The organism is Craterilacuibacter sp. RT1T (assembly GCF_023502145.1).
Lineage (GTDB): Bacteria > Pseudomonadota > Gammaproteobacteria > Burkholderiales > Chromobacteriaceae > Craterilacuibacter.
Window position 1 is genome coordinate 53,911 of sequence record NZ_JAMFLI010000001.1, and the last position, 15,883, is coordinate 69,793.

At 59.9% G+C, this 15,883-nt stretch carries 15 protein-coding genes; 11 read left to right on the forward strand and 4 right to left on the reverse strand.

Annotation, left to right across the window (positions count from 1 at the left end; all coding sequences use genetic code 11):
* Positions 1-7 precede the first annotated feature (7 nt).
* The 11 genes from M3P88_RS00265 (at position 8) to recG (ending at position 10,597) form a co-directional block, all read left to right on the forward strand.
* The gene (locus M3P88_RS00265) at positions 8-949 is read left to right on the forward strand and encodes a serine/threonine protein kinase (protein WP_249614106.1); all 942 of its coding nucleotides are present in this window, start codon (positions 8-10) and stop codon (positions 947-949) included.
* Entirely contained in the window at positions 946-1,794 is an 849-nt protein-coding gene (locus M3P88_RS00270; RefSeq protein WP_249614107.1) for a PP2C family protein-serine/threonine phosphatase, read from the forward strand. Before M3P88_RS00265 ends, M3P88_RS00270 begins: the two co-directional genes overlap by 4 nt.
* 85 nt (positions 1,795-1,879) lie before the next feature.
* Entirely contained in the window at positions 1,880-2,596 is a 717-nt protein-coding gene (gene rph / locus M3P88_RS00275) for a ribonuclease PH (RefSeq protein ID WP_249614108.1), read from the forward strand.
* A gap of 41 nt (positions 2,597-2,637) precedes the next feature.
* Positions 2,638-3,588, forward strand: coding sequence for a tRNA dihydrouridine(20/20a) synthase DusA (gene dusA / locus M3P88_RS00280; protein ID WP_249614737.1), 951 nt, complete (start codon positions 2,638-2,640; stop codon positions 3,586-3,588).
* 90 nt (positions 3,589-3,678) lie between these two features.
* Entirely contained in the window at positions 3,679-4,749 is a 1,071-nt protein-coding gene (locus M3P88_RS00285; protein WP_249614109.1) for an ABC transporter substrate-binding protein, read from the forward strand.
* A 98-nt stretch (positions 4,750-4,847) separates the two neighbouring features.
* Positions 4,848-5,441 carry an RdgB/HAM1 family non-canonical purine NTP pyrophosphatase gene (gene rdgB, locus M3P88_RS00290; protein ID WP_249614110.1) on the forward strand — a complete coding sequence of 198 codons (594 nt, stop codon included), beginning with the start codon at positions 4,848-4,850 and terminating at the stop codon, positions 5,439-5,441.
* The gene (gene hemW, locus M3P88_RS00295) at positions 5,438-6,625 is read left to right on the forward strand and encodes a radical SAM family heme chaperone HemW (protein ID WP_249614111.1); all 1,188 of its coding nucleotides are present in this window, start codon (positions 5,438-5,440) and stop codon (positions 6,623-6,625) included. The genes rdgB and hemW overlap by 4 nt, the downstream gene beginning before the upstream one ends.
* A gap of 4 nt (positions 6,626-6,629) precedes the next feature.
* A complete protein-coding gene (gene ridA / locus M3P88_RS00300; RefSeq protein WP_124734695.1) occupies positions 6,630-7,016 on the forward strand; it encodes a deaminase RidA in 387 nt (128 codons plus the stop codon).
* A 112-nt stretch (positions 7,017-7,128) separates the two neighbouring features.
* The gene (locus M3P88_RS00305) at positions 7,129-7,968 is read left to right on the forward strand and encodes a PhzF family phenazine biosynthesis protein (RefSeq protein WP_249614112.1); all 840 of its coding nucleotides are present in this window, start codon (positions 7,129-7,131) and stop codon (positions 7,966-7,968) included.
* Between the two features lie 67 nt (positions 7,969-8,035).
* The gene (locus tag M3P88_RS00310; protein WP_249614113.1) at positions 8,036-8,467 is read left to right on the forward strand and encodes a DUF2147 domain-containing protein; all 432 of its coding nucleotides are present in this window, start codon (positions 8,036-8,038) and stop codon (positions 8,465-8,467) included.
* 81 nt (positions 8,468-8,548) lie between these two features.
* Complete coding sequence (gene recG, locus M3P88_RS00315) at positions 8,549-10,597, forward strand: ATP-dependent DNA helicase RecG (protein ID WP_249614114.1); 2,049 nt, start codon at positions 8,549-8,551, stop codon at positions 10,595-10,597.
* Positions 10,598-10,802: 205 nt separating this feature from the next.
* On the opposite strand, the gene M3P88_RS00320 is transcribed toward recG, so the two are convergent.
* From M3P88_RS00320 to pstA, 4 genes are all read right to left on the reverse strand, one after another.
* Complete coding sequence (locus tag M3P88_RS00320; protein ID WP_249614115.1) at positions 10,803-12,266, reverse strand: inorganic phosphate transporter; 1,464 nt, start codon at positions 12,264-12,266, stop codon at positions 10,803-10,805.
* Between the two features lie 215 nt (positions 12,267-12,481).
* A complete protein-coding gene (locus tag M3P88_RS00325) occupies positions 12,482-14,056 on the reverse strand; it encodes an inorganic phosphate transporter (RefSeq protein ID WP_249614116.1) in 1,575 nt (524 codons plus the stop codon).
* A gap of 206 nt (positions 14,057-14,262) precedes the next feature.
* Positions 14,263-15,027 carry a phosphate ABC transporter ATP-binding protein PstB gene (gene pstB / locus M3P88_RS00330; protein ID WP_249614117.1) on the reverse strand — a complete coding sequence of 255 codons (765 nt, stop codon included), beginning with the start codon at positions 15,025-15,027 and terminating at the stop codon, positions 14,263-14,265.
* Between the two features lie 9 nt (positions 15,028-15,036).
* Positions 15,037-15,873 carry a phosphate ABC transporter permease PstA gene (pstA, locus tag M3P88_RS00335; RefSeq protein ID WP_249614738.1) on the reverse strand — a complete coding sequence of 279 codons (837 nt, stop codon included), beginning with the start codon at positions 15,871-15,873 and terminating at the stop codon, positions 15,037-15,039.
* Between the last annotated feature and the right edge of the window lie 10 nt (positions 15,874-15,883).

A 15,883-nucleotide genomic window follows, 5' to 3' on the forward strand; every position in this document is an offset into this window, starting at 1 on the left:
AACAGCGATGACGCAAACCAAGCAAGGCGGCTTGCCGCCAGGGTTCCAACTGGACGAGTACACCATTGTGCGCGAGCTGAGCTCCGGTGGTTTTAGCCGGGTGTATTTGGCGCTGGATAGGCACGATAACAAATTCGCTATCAAGGAGTATCTGCCGCAGGCCTTGGCCAGCCACACGGCCGAGTATCAGGTCAGGGTAGACAATGAGCTGGATCGCGACACCTTCCGCATCGGCCTGAAATGCTTTTTCGAGGAGGCGCGGGTACTGGTCGGCATCAATCACCCCAATGTGGTGCGGGTGAGTAATATCTTTCCGGCCAACCAGACCGTCTACATGGTGATGGGCTACAAGTCCGGGCGCTCGCTGGCGCGCGAGATCGAGCTCTGCGGCGGCAGTTTGCCCGAAGCCAGACTACGCCAGCTGTTTGCCGAATTGATTTCCGGCGTGCGCGAGGTGCATCGCCACCATTTGCTGCATTTGGATATCAAGCCCGCCAATATTTATCTGCGCCGCAGCGGCTCGCCCATCTTGCTCGATTTTGGTTCTGCCAGGCTAAATGCCCTGCAACAGGATAAGTGCTTTGTGTCCATGTATACCCCGGGCTTTGCCGCACCCGAGCAGCATCAGGCCAAAGGCAAACTGGGCCCTTGGTCCGATATTTACAGCTTGGGGGCTTGTCTTTATGCCTGTCTGGGCATTGGTGCCCCCATGGCTGCGACCGCCCGCGATAGCGATGTGCTGCCGGCGCTGGCGCAGGCACGTACGCGCTATTCGGCCGAACTGTGTGCTTTGGTGGCGCAGTGTATGGCGCTGGATATGAATGAGCGCCCGGGCAGCCTGATGCAGTTGCAAAAAAGCCTGAACAGCCCGTATAGCGAACCGCCGCCACCGGCCAAGGGTTTGTGGCAAAGGATGAGTGGCTGGCTGCATCCGGAGGTGGACGCATGAAATTCCTCTGGGGAGGGGGCAGTCGCCTGGGCGGGCGCCGTTATAACGAAGACCGGGTGCTGATGCTGCATTCGCGCGAGGCGGTGTTGCTGGCGGTGGCCGACGGTATGGGCGGCCATCTGCATGGCGAGCTGGCATCGCAAATGGTGATCGATACCCTGTCCCATTTGTTTTCTTTGACCATGCGCCCGCGCGCGGCCGATCCCGCCCGTTTTTTACAGGATGCCCTGGATGAGGTGCAGCATGCGCTGGTGCGTCTGGCATTGTCGCGGCGCTTTCCCGAAGTGCCGTCCACGACGGTGGTGGCGGCGCTGGTGCAGGACGATAAGCTGTATTGCGCCTGGGCCGGAGACTCGCGCCTGTATCTGTTCGAGCACGGAATGGTGAGCTGGCGCACGCAAGACCATTCGACTGTACAGCGCCTGCTGGACAAGGGGCTGATTAATGAAGCGGAAGCCTTGGTTCACCCCGAACGCAACCGCATTTATAGCTGCCTGGGCGGAACGGATAGCCCGCTGATCGGGCAGGCCGGCCCCTTGCCGCTGTCAGCCGGTTCGACCTTGCTATTGTGTTCGGATGGCGTGTGGTCGCAGATGAACGATACCGAGCTGGCCCGGGCGCTGAGTGCGCGCGCTTTGACGCAGGTGGTGCCGGCCTTGCTGCAGGTGGCCGAGCGCCGGGGGGGGGCCGGCAGCGATAATCTGAGCGTCGCCGCCATGACTTTGTTGCCGGCGTCGCGCAGCGGAGCCGGGGTGGTGGATAGTCAGGATGCACCGGAAATTCCCGATGCCATGATGGCGGCGCTGGAGAGCGAGATGATGGCATCCGGACGCAGTCTGTTGTAGTGCATTGTTCTTTTGCGGCTGGCCATGCTTACGGCCGTGCCGCAAGTTGCTGTACAATCTCGCGTTTTTCCCAGCGAGCTGCCTTATGCGACCCTCCGAGCGAAGTGCCAACGCTCTGCGCCCCGTGCGTCTGACGCGCCACTATACCCGCCATGCCGAAGGCTCGGTGCTGGTCGAGTTCGGCGATACCAAAGTGATCTGTACCGCCAGCGTCGAAGAGAATGTGCCGTCTTTTCTCAAGGGCAAGGGGCAGGGCTGGGTCACCGCCGAATACGGCATGCTGCCGCGTTCGACCAATAGCCGCATGCGCCGCGAAGCGGCCAGCGGCAAGCAGTCCGGCCGCACCCAGGAAATCCAGCGCCTGATCGGGCGCAGCCTGCGCGCGGTGGTCGATTTGAAAAAGCTGGGCGAGCGCCAGATTGTGATCGACTGTGACGTGATCCAGGCCGATGGCGGCACCCGCACCGCCAGCATTACCGGCGCCTTTGTTGCGCTGTCCGATGCCATCGCCGGCCTGATTGCCGCCGGCAAGCTTGCCGAAAGCCCGATTACCGACCATATTGCCGCCGTTTCGGTCGGCGTATTTAACGGCGAAGCGGTGCTGGATCTGGATTATCCGGAAGATTCGGCCTGCGAGACCGATATGAATGTGGTGATGACCGGTGCCGGCCATTTTGTCGAAGTACAGGGTACGGCCGAGGGGGTACCGTTCAGCCGCAGCGAACTGAATGCACTGCTGGATCTGGCGGAAAAAGGCATACGCGAGCTGATCGCCCTGCAGCAGGAGGCTTTGCAGTCGTGAGTCGTCAAGCATTGCCGCCGCGCACCCTGTCCATCGCGCCGATGTTGGACTGGACCGATCGCCATTACCGCTATTTCGCCCGCCATATCACGCGCAATACCTGGCTTTATACCGAGATGGTCACCACCGGTGCGCTGATTCATGGCGATGTCGAACGCCATCTGCGCTTTGACGAGGCCGAGCATCCGCTGGCCTTGCAACTGGGTGGCTCCGACCCAGCCGATCTGGCCAAATGCGCGCGTCTGGCGCAAGAGTGGGGTTACGACGAGGTCAACCTTAATGTCGGTTGCCCGTCCGAGCGCGTGCAAAAGGGGGCGTTTGGTGCCTGCCTGATGGCCGAGCCGCATCTGGTGGCCGATTGCGTGAAAGCCATGCGCGACGCCTGCGATATCGATGTGACGGTCAAGCACCGTATCGGCATCGATGATGTCGAGCACTATGACTTTTTGCGCGAGTTTGTCGATATCGTGGCCGCAGCCGGCTGCCAGACTTTCATCGTGCATGCGCGCAATGCCATCCTCAAGGGCCTCAGCCCCAAGGAAAACCGCGATATTCCACCGCTGAAATACGATTACGCCTACCGCCTCAAGCGTGAGCGCCCCGATCTGGAAATCCTGCTTAATGGCGGCATCAAGACCCAGGCCGAAATCGATCTGCATCTTGCGCATGTGGACGGAGTGATGATCGGGCGCGAGGCCTATCATAATCCGTGGATGATGGCGAACTGGGATGCGCGTTATTACGGTGCTACCTCGGCGGCGCCGGAGCGCGAGGCGGTGGTGGCGGCGATGCTGGACTATACCCGGCGCGAACTGGCCGAAGGCAATAAGCTGCGCAATATCACGCGCCATATTCTCGGCCTGTATCAGGGCGTGCCCGGTGCACGCCAGTGGCGGCGCATGCTGTCGGATGCCGGCCTGCTTGCCGCTGCCGACGAAAAGCTGTTGCTGCAGGCCATTCCGCCGGCCAACTACGGCCTGCTGAGCAATTGAGCAAACTGCCGGGGCGCTAAGCGCCGGCCCGATTTTTTTGGCGGCAAACTGCTTGTTTGCCGTCGTGTACTTTGTGGAGGTGGACCTGAATTGAACAAGCTGACTGTGACTCTGTTGTCTGCGCTGGCTTCTGCCAGCGTGCTGGCGGGCCCGAACGACGTGCTCCATTTGTATAACTGGAGCGGTTCCCTGTCGGATGCTACTGTCAAACGCTTCGAAAAAAGTTGCGATTGCAAGGTGGTACAGGATTACTACGGTGACAACGAAGAAATGCTGGCCAAGCTGGCGGCAGGTGCCAAGGGCTACGACGTGGTGTTTCCGTCGTCCTTTGTGATCCAGCCCATGGTCAAGCAAAAATTGTTGCAACCGCTGAACAAACAGTTGCTTCCCAATTTCAGGAATGTCGACCCGGCCTACCTCAACCAGAGCTACGATCCGGGCAACCGCTATGAAGTACCAACCGTATTGAGCCTGACCAGTGTCGGCTACAACCAGACCAAGCTTAAGGCGCTGGGAGTGGATCCGACGAGCTGGTCGGTGATTTTCGACCCCAAGGTGCTGGCCAAGATCAAGGGCAAGGTGACGGTGCTGGATAGCCCGCGCGAAGTGTTTACCGCCGCGCTGTTCTATCTGGGCAAAAACCCGAATCAGGCGACCGAGGCCGATTATCGCGCCGCCAAGAAGGTGATCGCCCAGGCCAAGCCTTACTGGGCCGCCTTTTCCAACGCCAGCTACTTAAAAGAGCTGGCCGTGGGCAATATCTGGGCTTCGCTGGGTTATTCGACCGAGTTCTATCAGGCGATAGAAGACGCCAAGCAGGCCAAGCGCCCGTTTGTGCTGGCGATGACGCCGCAGCGTCAGGGTAACGAGTTGGGGGTGGATACCATGGCCATTCTGTCCAGCGCCAAGCGCCCGGATCTGGCGCACCAGTTCATCAACTTCATGCTGGACGGCAAGAACGCGGCCGAGCTGACCAATCTCAATGGCGCAACCAATCCGGTTAAAACCGCCCAGCCTTATTTCCGTAGCGACCTCAAGGCCAATGCGGTGATCAATCCAAACCCGCAAACCGTGGCCAAGTGGACGGTGCTCAAGGAGCAAAGCCCGCGCGAACGCCGCCTGATGAACCGCCTGTGGACCGAGGTCAAAGCGGGGAAGTGAGGGGTAGGGAGTAGGGAGTAGGGAGTAGGGAGTAGGGAGTAGGGAGTAGGGAGTCTACTCCCCACTCTCCACTCCCGCTTTTATAAAGGTAAAAAAACATGTTCGACAAACTGGTTCTTGCCAGTCATAACGCCGGCAAGCTGCGCGAGTTTTCCGCCTTGTTTGCGCCGCTGGGCATCACCCTGATTCCGCAGCGCGAGCTGGGGGTGGACGAGTGCGAGGAGCCGTTTCACAGCTTTGTGGAGAACGCGCTGGAAAAGGCGCGTCACGCCAGCCGCGTGACCGGCCTGCCGGCACTGGCCGACGACTCGGGCATCTGTGTGGCGGCGCTGGGTGGCGCTCCCGGCGTGCTGTCGGCACGCTTTGCCGGCGAGCCCAAGTCGGATGCGCGCAATAACGCGCTCCTGGTCGAGAAACTGCAGGGCGAGAGCAACCGCCGCTGCTGGTATACCTGCGTGCTGGTGCTGGTGCGCCACGCTGATGATCCGCAGCCCTTGATTGCCGACGCAGTGTGGATGGGCGAAGTGGTGGATACGCCTGCTGGCGAGGGCGGCTTCGGTTACGACCCCTATGTCTGGCTGGCCGAGTATGGCTGCACCGTGGCCGAACTGCCGTCCGACGAGAAGAACCGCGTCAGCCACCGCGCGCAGGCGATGCAGGCGCTGCTGGCCAAACTCAAGGCCTTTGCATGAGCGTGATTGATATCTCGGCGCTCAGCGGTGGCTTGAAAGAGCTGCCGCCCTTGTCGCTCTACATCCATTTTCCGTGGTGTGTGCGCAAGTGTCCGTATTGCGACTTCAATTCGCACGAGGCCAAAAACGGCTTCGACGAAATGGCTTATGTGGCGGCCTTGCTGGCCGATCTGGAAAGCAGCCTGCCGCAAATCTGGGGACGGCCGGTGACGACCATCTTTATGGGCGGCGGCACACCGAGTCTGTTTTCGGCGGCGGCGATGGATGCCTTGCTGTGCGGCATACGCGCGCGGGTACGCCTGCATCCGGATGCCGAAATCACCATGGAGGCCAACCCCGGCACCTTTGAAAGCGACAAGTTCAAGGGCTATCGCGCGGCCGGCATCAACCGCCTGTCCATCGGCGTGCAAAGCTTTGATCCGGCGTTTTTGCAAGGACTGGGGCGCATCCACAATGGCGACGAGGCGCGCCGCGCGGTCGACATTGCGCTGACGCATTTTGACAACGTCAACCTCGATCTGATGTATGCGCTGCCCGGGCAGACGCCGGCGCAAGCACTGGCCGATATCGATACCGCGCTGGGCTACGGCATCACCCATCTGTCGGCTTATCACCTGACCATCGAGCCCAATACCCTGTTTGCCCGCTATACGCCGGCCAATTTGCCGGACGACGAACGCTCGGCCGATATGCAAGAAGCGATAGAAGCGCGGCTGGCCGCAGCCGGTTTCGAGCACTATGAAACCTCGGCCTTTGCCAGAGCCGGATACCAGTGCCGGCATAACCGCAATTACTGGACCTTTGGCGACTATGTCGGTATCGGCGCCGGTGCGCATGGCAAAATCAGCTCGCACGCCGGCGTATTGCGCGAGGCGCGCTATAAGCAGCCAGCGGCCTATCTGAAGGCGGTCGCCGCCGGCAAGCCGGTGCAGGAAGCGCATAAGGTCGGGCGGCAGGATCTGCCGTTCGAATTCATGTTGAATGCGCTGCGCCTGACCGGTGGTTTTGAAGAAGAACTGTTTGCCGAGCGCACCGGCTTGCCGCTGGTGTTGATTGCGCGCGAACTGAAACAGGCCGAACAAAACGGCCTGCTGGAACGCACGGGCGGCCTGATTCGCCCTAGCCTCAAGGGGCAGCGTTTTTTGAATGATCTGCTTACCCTGTTTTTGAACGATGGAGACTGACAGCATGGCAAAAGAAATTATCCACACCGACAAGGCACCCGCTGCAATCGGCGCTTACTCCCAGGCCGTCAAGGCGGGCAATACCGTTTACCTGTCGGGCCAGATCCCGCTCGACCCGGCTACCATGGCCGTAGTTGAAGGCGGTTTCGAAGCCGAAACCCGCCAGGTCTTCACCAACCTTAAGGCCGTGTGCGAAGCTGCCGGCGGTTCGCTGTCCGATATCGTCAAGCTCAATGCCTATCTGACCGATCTGTCCAATTTCGCCACCTTCAATAAAGTGATGGCGGAATTCATGGCCGAGCCTTATCCGGCGCGCGCTGCCGTTGGCGTGGCCTCGCTGCCGCGCGGCGTGCTGGTGGAAGCCGAAGGCGTGATGGTGCTGGGCGAATAATCTTGCGCCTGTTGCCAGATTGCCTAAGCGCCGCCGGGTCAAATCCGGCGGCGTTTTGCATGTGGCGGCCTCTGTGTTGAAATGCGTATTTGATTTTTGCCGGAGGGCTGCGATGACGGCGTTTTCCTATCAGCTGGTGAATGTCTTTGCCGAAAGCCGCTGGGGTGGCAATCCGCTGGCGGTGTTTACCGATGCGGCAAGGCTTTGCGACGCCGATATGCAGGCGATGGCCCGGCAGTTCAATTTGTCGGAAACCGTATTTGTCTTGCCGGGGACGGATGCTTGCGCCGCGGCCTTGCGCATTTTTACCCCGGCGCTTGAGCTGCCCTTTGCCGGCCATCCGCTGCTGGGCAGTGCCGCCGTGCTGCAACAATTGCTGGGCTTACCCGCGCACTTCAAGCTGAATACCCGTGCCGGCGAGATCGCCATTCGCGAGCAGGAGGGCATCTACCGTCTGTGTGCCCGCCCGGCGACGCACCGTGCGACGGGTCTGGATTGGGCTACCGCTGCGGCGATGCTGGGTCTGGAGGGTTCGGATATCTGCGGCGAACCGGTCTGGGTCAATGCCGGCTCCGAGCAATTGCTGATACGCGCCGCCAGCCGCGAGGCGGTGCTGGCGGCCAAACCCGATCCATTGCTGTTTGCCGCCGGTGCGACCCTGTTTCCCGGGCGCTCGGTGGCTTACCTGTGGCATGCCGCGGATACAGTGGCGACGGTGCGCCTGTTTTACGCTCAGGGCGGCGCGGTGCTGGAAGACCCGGGCACCGGTTCGGCCTGCGCCAATCTGGGCGCCTGGTGTGCCGAAGCCGGTATGGCACCCTTATCGTGGCGTGTGCTGCAGGGCGAGGCTATCGGTCGGCCCAATATCCTGTATCTGGATGTCGATGGGGCCGGGCAAGTCGAGGTAGGCGGGCGGGTGCAGATGATGGGGCAGGGCGTTTTCTACGCTTGACGCCATCTGCATAGATTGGCATTCTGGAGTCTTCACTCAAACACACGTTTGAAGACGAGGGGGGATAATGAAAGCAATGTGGAAAAAGTCCGCGCTGGTTCTGCTGGCAACGCTGGTTTCCGGCTCGGCACTGGCCGCCGGCGTGGTCGGCACCTGGAAAACGATAGACGACGAAACCAAGCAGCCCAAGGCGCTGGTGCAGATCTCGGAATCGGCTAGCGGCGAGCTCTCCGGCAAGGTAATCAAGCTGTTCAACAAGCCGGAAGCGGTATGCGACAAGTGCGAAGGCGCCAATAAGGATAAGCCGGTGGTGGGCATGAATATCCTGTGGGGTCTGAAGAAAGACGGTACGAGCTGGACCGGCGGCAAGATTCTCGACCCGAAATCGGGCAAGGTCTACAGCGCCAAGATGAAGCTGGAAGGCGATAACAAGCTGGAAGTGCGCGGCTTTATCGGCATGGCTTTGCTGGGCCGCACCCAGGTCTGGGAGCGCAATTAAGCGCGGTTTTACCTTAAGGTGATGCACCATGGCGGAAAGCGACAGCTTTCCGCTTTTTGTTTTTGGGTACAATCATCGACTATGCCTAGCCCTATCGATATCGCCAGCCAAGTGCCGCTGGCCGCCCCGGCCACTCTCAAGAAGCTCGAAAAGCTGGGTATCCGCCGCCGCTTCGACTTTATCCTGCATCTGCCTTTGCGTTACGAAGATGAAACCCATGTCTACCCGATTGCCAGCGCGCCTTATGGCAAGGCGGTGCTGGTCGAGGGCGAGGTGATCTCTTGCGAGGTGCAGTTCAAGCCGCGCCGGCAGCTGGTGGTACAGATCGAGGACAGCAGCGGCACGCTGATATTGCGCTTTATCCACTTTTACCCCAGCCAGCAAAAAGCACTGGCCAAGGGCAAGCGGGTACGGGCGCTGGCCGAAGTCCGGCGTGGTTTTTACGGCGACGAGATGGTGCATCCCAAGCTGCGCGAAGTGGCGGCGGACGAGGCGCTGGCCGACAGTCTGACACCCATTTATCCGACCTTGAGCGGGCTGACCCAGCCGGTGCTGCGGCGCATGATACAGAGCGAACTCAAGGCGCAGTCGCTGGACGAGACCCTGCCGGCGGCGCTGCTTGCGCGGCTAGGTTTGGTGCCGTTTGCCGATGCGGTGCGCCTGCTGCATGCACCGCCGCCCGAGCTATCGGCCGAGGCGCTCAGCAACCCCTTATTGCCGGCCTGGCAAAGGCTGAAGTTCGATGAATTACTGGCGCAACAGTTATCGATGCGGCTGGCCTATCGCGCACGACGCTCGGGCAAGGCGCCGGTCATTGTGGGCGACCAGTCGCTGCGCCAGCAACTGATCAGCCAATTACCGTTTGCCTTGACCGGCGCCCAGCAAAAAGTGCTGACCGAGATTACCGCCGACCTTGCGCTGGCGCATCCGATGAACCGCCTGCTGCAGGGCGATGTTGGTAGCGGCAAAACGGTGGTGGCGGCCATGGCGGCCCTTAATGCGATCGAGGCCGGTTTTCAGGTGGCCTTGATGGCACCGACCGAAATTCTGGCCGAGCAGCATTACGCCAAACTGTCGGCCTGGCTGGAGCCGCTGGGAGTAAAGGTCGCCTGGTTATCTGGCAGCTTGCGCAAAAAAGCGCGTGGCGAAATGAATGCGCTGATTGCCTCGGGCGCGGCGCGTCTGGCAGTGGGGACGCATGCCCTGTTTCAGGACGAGGTGAGCTTCGAGAAGCTGGGGCTGGTGATTGTCGACGAGCAGCACCGCTTTGGCGTGGGCCAGCGCCTGGCCTTGCAGGGTAAGGGTGCCGAGCCGCACCAGTTGATGATGACGGCGACGCCGATTCCGCGCACGCTGGCCATGAGCTTTTACGCCGATCTGGATGTATCGGTGATCGATGAGTTGCCGCCGGGGCGTACCCCCATCGTCACCAAGCTGATCAGTGCCGCCCGTCGCGACGAGGTGGTGGCCTATGTCAACAAGACCTGTAGCGAGGGGCAGCAGGTGTACTGGGTATGCCCGCTGATCGAGGAGAGCGAGACGCTGGAGCTGCAAACCGCAGTCGATACCCACCTTGGCCTGAGCGAGGATTTGCCGCAGTGGCAGGTGGGCTTGGTGCATGGCCGCATGAAGGCGGCAGAAAAGGCCGAGGCGATGGCGGCGTTTTCCCGTAACGAAACGCAGGTGCTGGTGGCTACGACGGTGATCGAGGTGGGTGTTGATGTGCCCAATGCCAGCCTGATGGTGATCGAGCACGCCGAGCGCATGGGGCTGGCGCAGTTGCACCAGTTGCGTGGCCGGGTCGGGCGCGGCGCAGCCAAAAGCACGTGCGTGCTGCTGTTTGAATCCAAATTGTCGGATCTGGCCAAGGCGCGTTTGCGGGTGATTTTCGAACACACCGACGGCTTCGAGATTGCGCGTCAGGATTTGCTCATCCGTGGTCCGGGCGAATTTTTGGGCGCGCGCCAGAGCGGTCTGCCCATGCTGCGCTTTGCCAATCTGGAGGAGGATGTCGCCTTGCTGGAGTCGGCGCGCGAACTGGCACCCGTGCTGCTGGAAAAATCGCCGGCCTTAGCCTCCGCCCATCTGGCGCGCTGGCTGGCCGGGCGCGAGCATTTTCTTAAGGCCTAAGCGGGGCAGGGTCTGACGGGCAAAAAAAAGGCTCCGGCTGAGGAGCCGGAGCGAATGGGATATTGCTGCAAACAACAAAGGAGAAACCATATGAAGCGGTATTTATATTAGTATTTAACCGTTTACATATCAATAGCCCGGGGGGTGATGGCTATTGATCTGCGTCAAGTTTTTATCGGTTTCTGCCTTTGTTGCCGCTTTTTTATCAGCCAAACAAGCGTGTCCCCAGAATATACAGGCCGGCCGACAGCCCCATCGACACCGGCAGGGTAAACACCCAGGCCAGCAAGATATTGCGTATGGTCGACATCTGCAGGCCGGACTTATTGGCAACCATGGTGCCGGCAACCGCGCTGGACAGGATCTGTGTCGTCGAGACCGGGAAGCCGAATACGCTGGCCAGACCGATCGAGGTCGCGGCCGTTACCTGCGCCGACACACCTTGGGCATAGGTCATGTCTTTTTTGCCTATGCCTTCACCTACCGTCTTCACTACTCGCTTCCAGCCCACCATCGTACCCAGACCCAAGGCCATCGCAATGGCGACAATCACCCAGGTCGGTGCATATTCGGTGGTGGCAGTCAGGTCCTTGCGCAAGCCGGTCAGATGCTGCTTTTCGCTGCTGCTAAGGCCGGGCAGCTTAAGGGCGGTTTTAGCCGCATTGTCCAGGCACAACAGGTCGGCGCGTATATTCCAGCGCTGCTCGGCATTCAAAAGGTGGTAGTCATTGGTGCCCAGCGTCATGAGCAGCGAGTCGGCCGTGCCTGCGGTGTCCAGCGGCTTGCAGTCGAACTTGCCGCTGGTCGCTTTGACCGGCTGTTTGGCCAGCAGCATCTGCATTTCTGGTGCTTTGCGTGCATAGAATTGCTGTAGATGCAGCGCCGCATCGCGGGTGCGCTCAATCTGGTAAGGCGTGCTGTCCAGGTTCAATACGAACTTGGCCGGTACGATGCCGATTAGCACCAGCATGATCAGGCCTACGCCCTTTTGCCCGTCGTTGGAGCCATGAGCAAAGCTGACGCCCATCGACGACAGTATCAGCATAAAGCGGGTCCAGAACGGCGGATGCTTGCGGCCTTCAACCTGCTGGCGCTGGAACGGGGTGCGGTGGATATTGCTTTGCGGGCGAAAGTGCGCCAGCAGCAATAGCAGGACGGCGGCCACGACGCCGCCGATCAGCGGAGATAACAACAGCGAGGAGCCGACGTCAATCGCCTTGCTCCAGTTGACGCCCTGGGTTAGCGGCGCATTATTCATCCAAGCATTGGCAACGCCGACGCCGAGGATGGCACCGATCAGCGTATGGCTGCTGGAGGCCGGCAGGCCAAAGTACCAGGTGCCGAGGTTCCAGCTGATGGCGGCGACCAGCAGGGCGAACACCATGGCCATGCCGCGCGCGCTATTGACCGAAACCAGCAAATCGACCGGCAGCAGGTGTACGATGGAGTAGGCAACCGCCAGCCCGCCGGTCATCACGCCGATGAAGTTGAAAAAGCCCGAGGCGACCACGGCCAGTTGCGGCTTCATCGACTGGGTGTAGATCACCGTGGCGACCGCATTGGCCGTATCGTGGAAACCGTTAATGAATTCGAAGGCCAGTACCAGCCCCAAAGACAGGACCAGGGTGAGAATAACGACGGGCGCGAGGCCGGTAAAAAGGTCAAACATGACGGTTATTTGTTGTCATAAAGGCGCGATTGTTGGGGGCAAAACAAAGCGCGTCAAGCGGATATGGTAATTATATTGCGCAGCATCATATGGCGTTTTTGCCGATGCTTGATTGGCGCGGTTTTGCGTCGTAACGGGTGCAAAAAAACGGGCAGCATCCCGAGTCTGGGTGCTGCCCGTTTTGTCTGATTTGCGGCTTAAAGCACGCGCGGCGCTCAGAAGCTGAGGTCGCGTACCAGATAGAAAATACCGGCCGACAAAACGGCAGAGGCAGGGACGGTAATGACCCAGGCGGCAGCAATGCGCATGATCAGTGAGCGCTTGACCAGTTCGGTGCGATAGACCTGACGCAACTCCTTGCGCTCGCGCTTGGAGAAGTGGGCCGGATCCTGCAAGGTCTTCATGCGCAGCTTGAGGTCTTGCAGCAACTGGCCTTTTTCCGCGACGCTGGCCTGGGAAAACTTGGTAATAAAGGCATCGATTGCCGGTTGCTCGTCTTCGGAATGATGCGCCTTGATCTGGGCAATCATGATGGCGTAGCGGTTTTTCAGGTGTTCACGCAAGAAGCCGATGCCGAATACGCCACCCACCGCGATATGGGTCGAGCTCACCGGCAGACCCAGCTGACTGGCAAAAATCACCGTCATGGTTGCCGACATGGCAATCGAGTAGGCACGCATCTGATCCAGTTCGGTAATCTCGTTGCCTACGGTGCGGATCACCTTGGGGCCGAAGAGCGCAAGACCGATAGAAATGCCCAGTGCGCCGACCATCATCACCCACAGCGGGATGCCGGCCGAACTGCCTATGCTGTCGCCGCTGCTTTGCAGGGCGTCGACAATGGCGGCCAGAGGGCCGATGGCATTGGCCACATCGTTGGAGCCATGGGCAAAGCTGAGCAAGGCCGCGGCAAAAATAAGCGGCACGGTAAAGAGCCGGTTGATGGCTTGCTTATTGTTTTCGGAGGCTGCGGCGCGCCGGGCAATCAGCGGGCGCAATACCAGATAGCTCAGCACGCCGGCTGCGACGCCCCCGCCCATGGCGCTGGCAAAGCTCATGGGCCAGACGCGTGCCAGCCCCTTAAGCAGCAGATAGCTGGTGAAGACCCAGACCATCAGCGCAATCAGAATGGGCACGATGCGCGCTGCTGCCCCTTTCATATCGGTCTGATAGGTAATGCTGCGCTTGATGAAATAGAGGAAGGCCGCAGCAATGATGCCGCCTAAGAGCGGTGAAATGACCCAGCTGGCCGCGATGGTGGCGACCTTGCTCCAGTTGGCGATGCCGAAGCCGGCGGCCATGACACCAGAGCCCAGCAGGGCGCCGACGATGGAGTGGGTGGTCGACACCGGCGCGCCGACGATGGTGGCGATATTCAGCCACAAGGCGCCCGCCAGCAGTGCCGACATCATGATCCAGATAAAGGCGGCTTTGTCCGGAATCAGGCTGGGGTCAATGATGCCGCTACGGATGGTGGAGACCACTTCGCCACCGGCAATCAGGGCTCCGGCTGCTTCGAAGATGGCGGCGATGATCAGCGCGCCGCCCATGGTCAGCGCCTTGGAGCCGACGGCCGGGCCTACGTTGTTGGCTACGTCGTTGGCACCGATATTCATCGCCATATAGGCGCCGATGCCGGCCGCGACCATCATCGGCAGGCTGACGTGTCCCAAGGTGGTGCTGTAGATCACGGCACCGACGATAAAGAGCAGCGCCAGACCGAGACGCATAAAGTCATTGCGGCCTTTGTCGGCTGCTTTGGTGATATCACTGAAGTCTTGTAAGTCCACGACTTAATCCTGTTTGATGCAAAAGCAAAAAAAGCCTGACGCTGTCTAGTTCAGGCTGGTATCGGGCGCTCGCATAATAACATTCATTTTAGAGGCGAAAAACCCATAGCAAGGCACTGATAAAAAAGAAAAACCCCGATCGGGACAGATCGGGGTTGCTTTGTTGCCTTTGGTATTTGTTGTTTGTATTTTTAACCCTATGTGGGTTAACCGAACTTGCCGGTAATGTAGTCTTCGGTGGCCTTTTTCTTGGGCGCGGTAAAAATGCCGTCGGTTTCACCGAACTCGACCAGGTCACCCAGATACATATAGGCGGTGTAGTCCGATACGCGGGCCGCCTGCTGCATATTGTGGGTCACGATGGCAATGGTGTAGTCCGCCTTCAATTCATGTATCAGTTCTTCGATATGGGCGGTAGAAATCGGATCCAGCGCCGATGTCGGTTCGTCCAGCAGCACGACCTCGGGGCGGGTGGCCACGGCGCGGGCGATGCACAGGCGCTGTTGCTGGCCGCCGGAGAGCGAGTTGCCGGACTGCTTGAGCTTGTCCTTGACCTCGTTCCACAGCGCAGCCTTTTTCAGCGCCCATTCCACCCGCTCATCCATATCGATGCGCGACAGGTTTTCATACAGCTTTACGCCGAAAGTGATGTTGTCGTAGATCGACATCGGGAACGGTGTCGGCTTCTGGAACACCATGCCTATCTTGGCGCGCAGCAGGTTGATGTCTACATCGCGCGCCAGGATATTGTCGCCGTCCAGCAGGATTTCGCCTTCGGCGCGCATGCCCGGATACAGTTCAAACATGCGGTTGAACACGCGCAGCAGCGTGGACTTGCCGCAGCCGGACGGGCCGATAAAGGCGGTCACCTGATTGGCCGGGATCTCCAGATTGATGCCCTTGAGTGCCTGATAGTTACCGTAGTAGAAGTTCAGGTCTTTGACTTGCAGTTTGCTTGCGTTTTCAGTCATGGTGCTGCCTTAGTGCGATTGTGTTTTTTGGCGACCCATCCAGCGGGCCACGATGTTCAGGGTCAGTACGCTGAGGGTAATCAGCAAGGCGCCGGCCCAGGCCAGACGATGCCAGTCTTCATACGGGCTCATGGCAAACTGGAAAATCACGATGGGCAGGTTGGCCATAGGCTGGCTCATATCGCTCCAGAACTGGTTGTTCAGTGCGGTAAACAGCAGCGGGGCCGTTTCGCCCGAGATGCGGGCCACGGCTAGCAAAATGCCGGTAATCACGCCGGCCTTGGCCGAGCGCAAGGTGACATACATGGTCACTTTCCACTGTGGTGCGCCCAGTGCAATGGCCGCTTCGCGCAGGCTGTTGGGCACCAGACGCAGCATGTTTTCGGTGGTGCGTACCACTACCGGTATCACCAGCAAGGACAGCGCCAGCGATCCGGCCCAGCCGGAGAAGTGGCCGACCGAAATCACATAGACCTCATAAATAAACAGGCCGATGACGATAGAGGGCGCCGACAGCAGAATGTCGTTGATAAAGCGCGTGGCCGGTGCCAGCCAGCCGCGGCTGCCGTATTCGGCCAGATAAACGCCGGCCAGAATGCCGATAGGCGTACCGATCAGGGTGCCGAAAAAGGTCATCTGCAAGGAGCCGGCGATGGCATTGGCCAAGCCGCCTTGCGAGCCGGGCGGCGGGGTGATCTGGGTGAACACCTCGGTCGACATGCCTTCTATGCCGAAGCGCAGCAGCGTCCACAATATCCAGAACAGCCAGAACAGGCCGAACACCATGGCCAGCGTGGATGCGCCCATATTGAAAATGTTGATCAGCCGCCGCTTGCGGTAGACCATATTGTTGCGG

Bases quoted from the DNA above. Each gene is read 5' to 3' on its own strand.
- recG (WP_249614114.1), top strand. From the start codon at position 8,549: ATGCCTAGCCCTATCGATATCGCCAGCCAAGTGCCGCTGGCCGCCCCG.
- M3P88_RS00305 (WP_249614112.1), top strand. From the start codon at position 7,129: ATGACGGCGTTTTCCTATCAGCTGGTGAATGTCTTTGCCGAAAGCCGC.
- rph (WP_249614108.1), top strand. From the start codon at position 1,880: ATGCGACCCTCCGAGCGAAGTGCCAACGCTCTGCGCCCCGTGCGTCTG.
- ridA (WP_124734695.1), top strand. From the start codon at position 6,630: ATGGCAAAAGAAATTATCCACACCGACAAGGCACCCGCTGCAATCGGC.
- hemW (WP_249614111.1), top strand. From the start codon at position 5,438: ATGAGCGTGATTGATATCTCGGCGCTCAGCGGTGGCTTGAAAGAGCTG.
- M3P88_RS00270 (WP_249614107.1), top strand. From the start codon at position 946: ATGAAATTCCTCTGGGGAGGGGGCAGTCGCCTGGGCGGGCGCCGTTAT.
- M3P88_RS00310 (WP_249614113.1), top strand. From the start codon at position 8,036: ATGAAAGCAATGTGGAAAAAGTCCGCGCTGGTTCTGCTGGCAACGCTG.
- rdgB (WP_249614110.1), top strand. From the start codon at position 4,848: ATGTTCGACAAACTGGTTCTTGCCAGTCATAACGCCGGCAAGCTGCGC.
- dusA (WP_249614737.1), top strand. From the start codon at position 2,638: ATGTTGGACTGGACCGATCGCCATTACCGCTATTTCGCCCGCCATATC.
- M3P88_RS00265 (WP_249614106.1), top strand. From the start codon at position 8: ATGACGCAAACCAAGCAAGGCGGCTTGCCGCCAGGGTTCCAACTGGAC.
- M3P88_RS00320 (WP_249614115.1), bottom strand. From the start codon at position 12,266: ATGTTTGACCTTTTTACCGGCCTCGCGCCCGTCGTTATTCTCACCCTG.
- pstB (WP_249614117.1), bottom strand. From the start codon at position 15,027: ATGACTGAAAACGCAAGCAAACTGCAAGTCAAAGACCTGAACTTCTAC.
- pstA (WP_249614738.1), bottom strand. From the start codon at position 15,873: ATGGTCTACCGCAAGCGGCGGCTGATCAACATTTTCAATATGGGCGCA.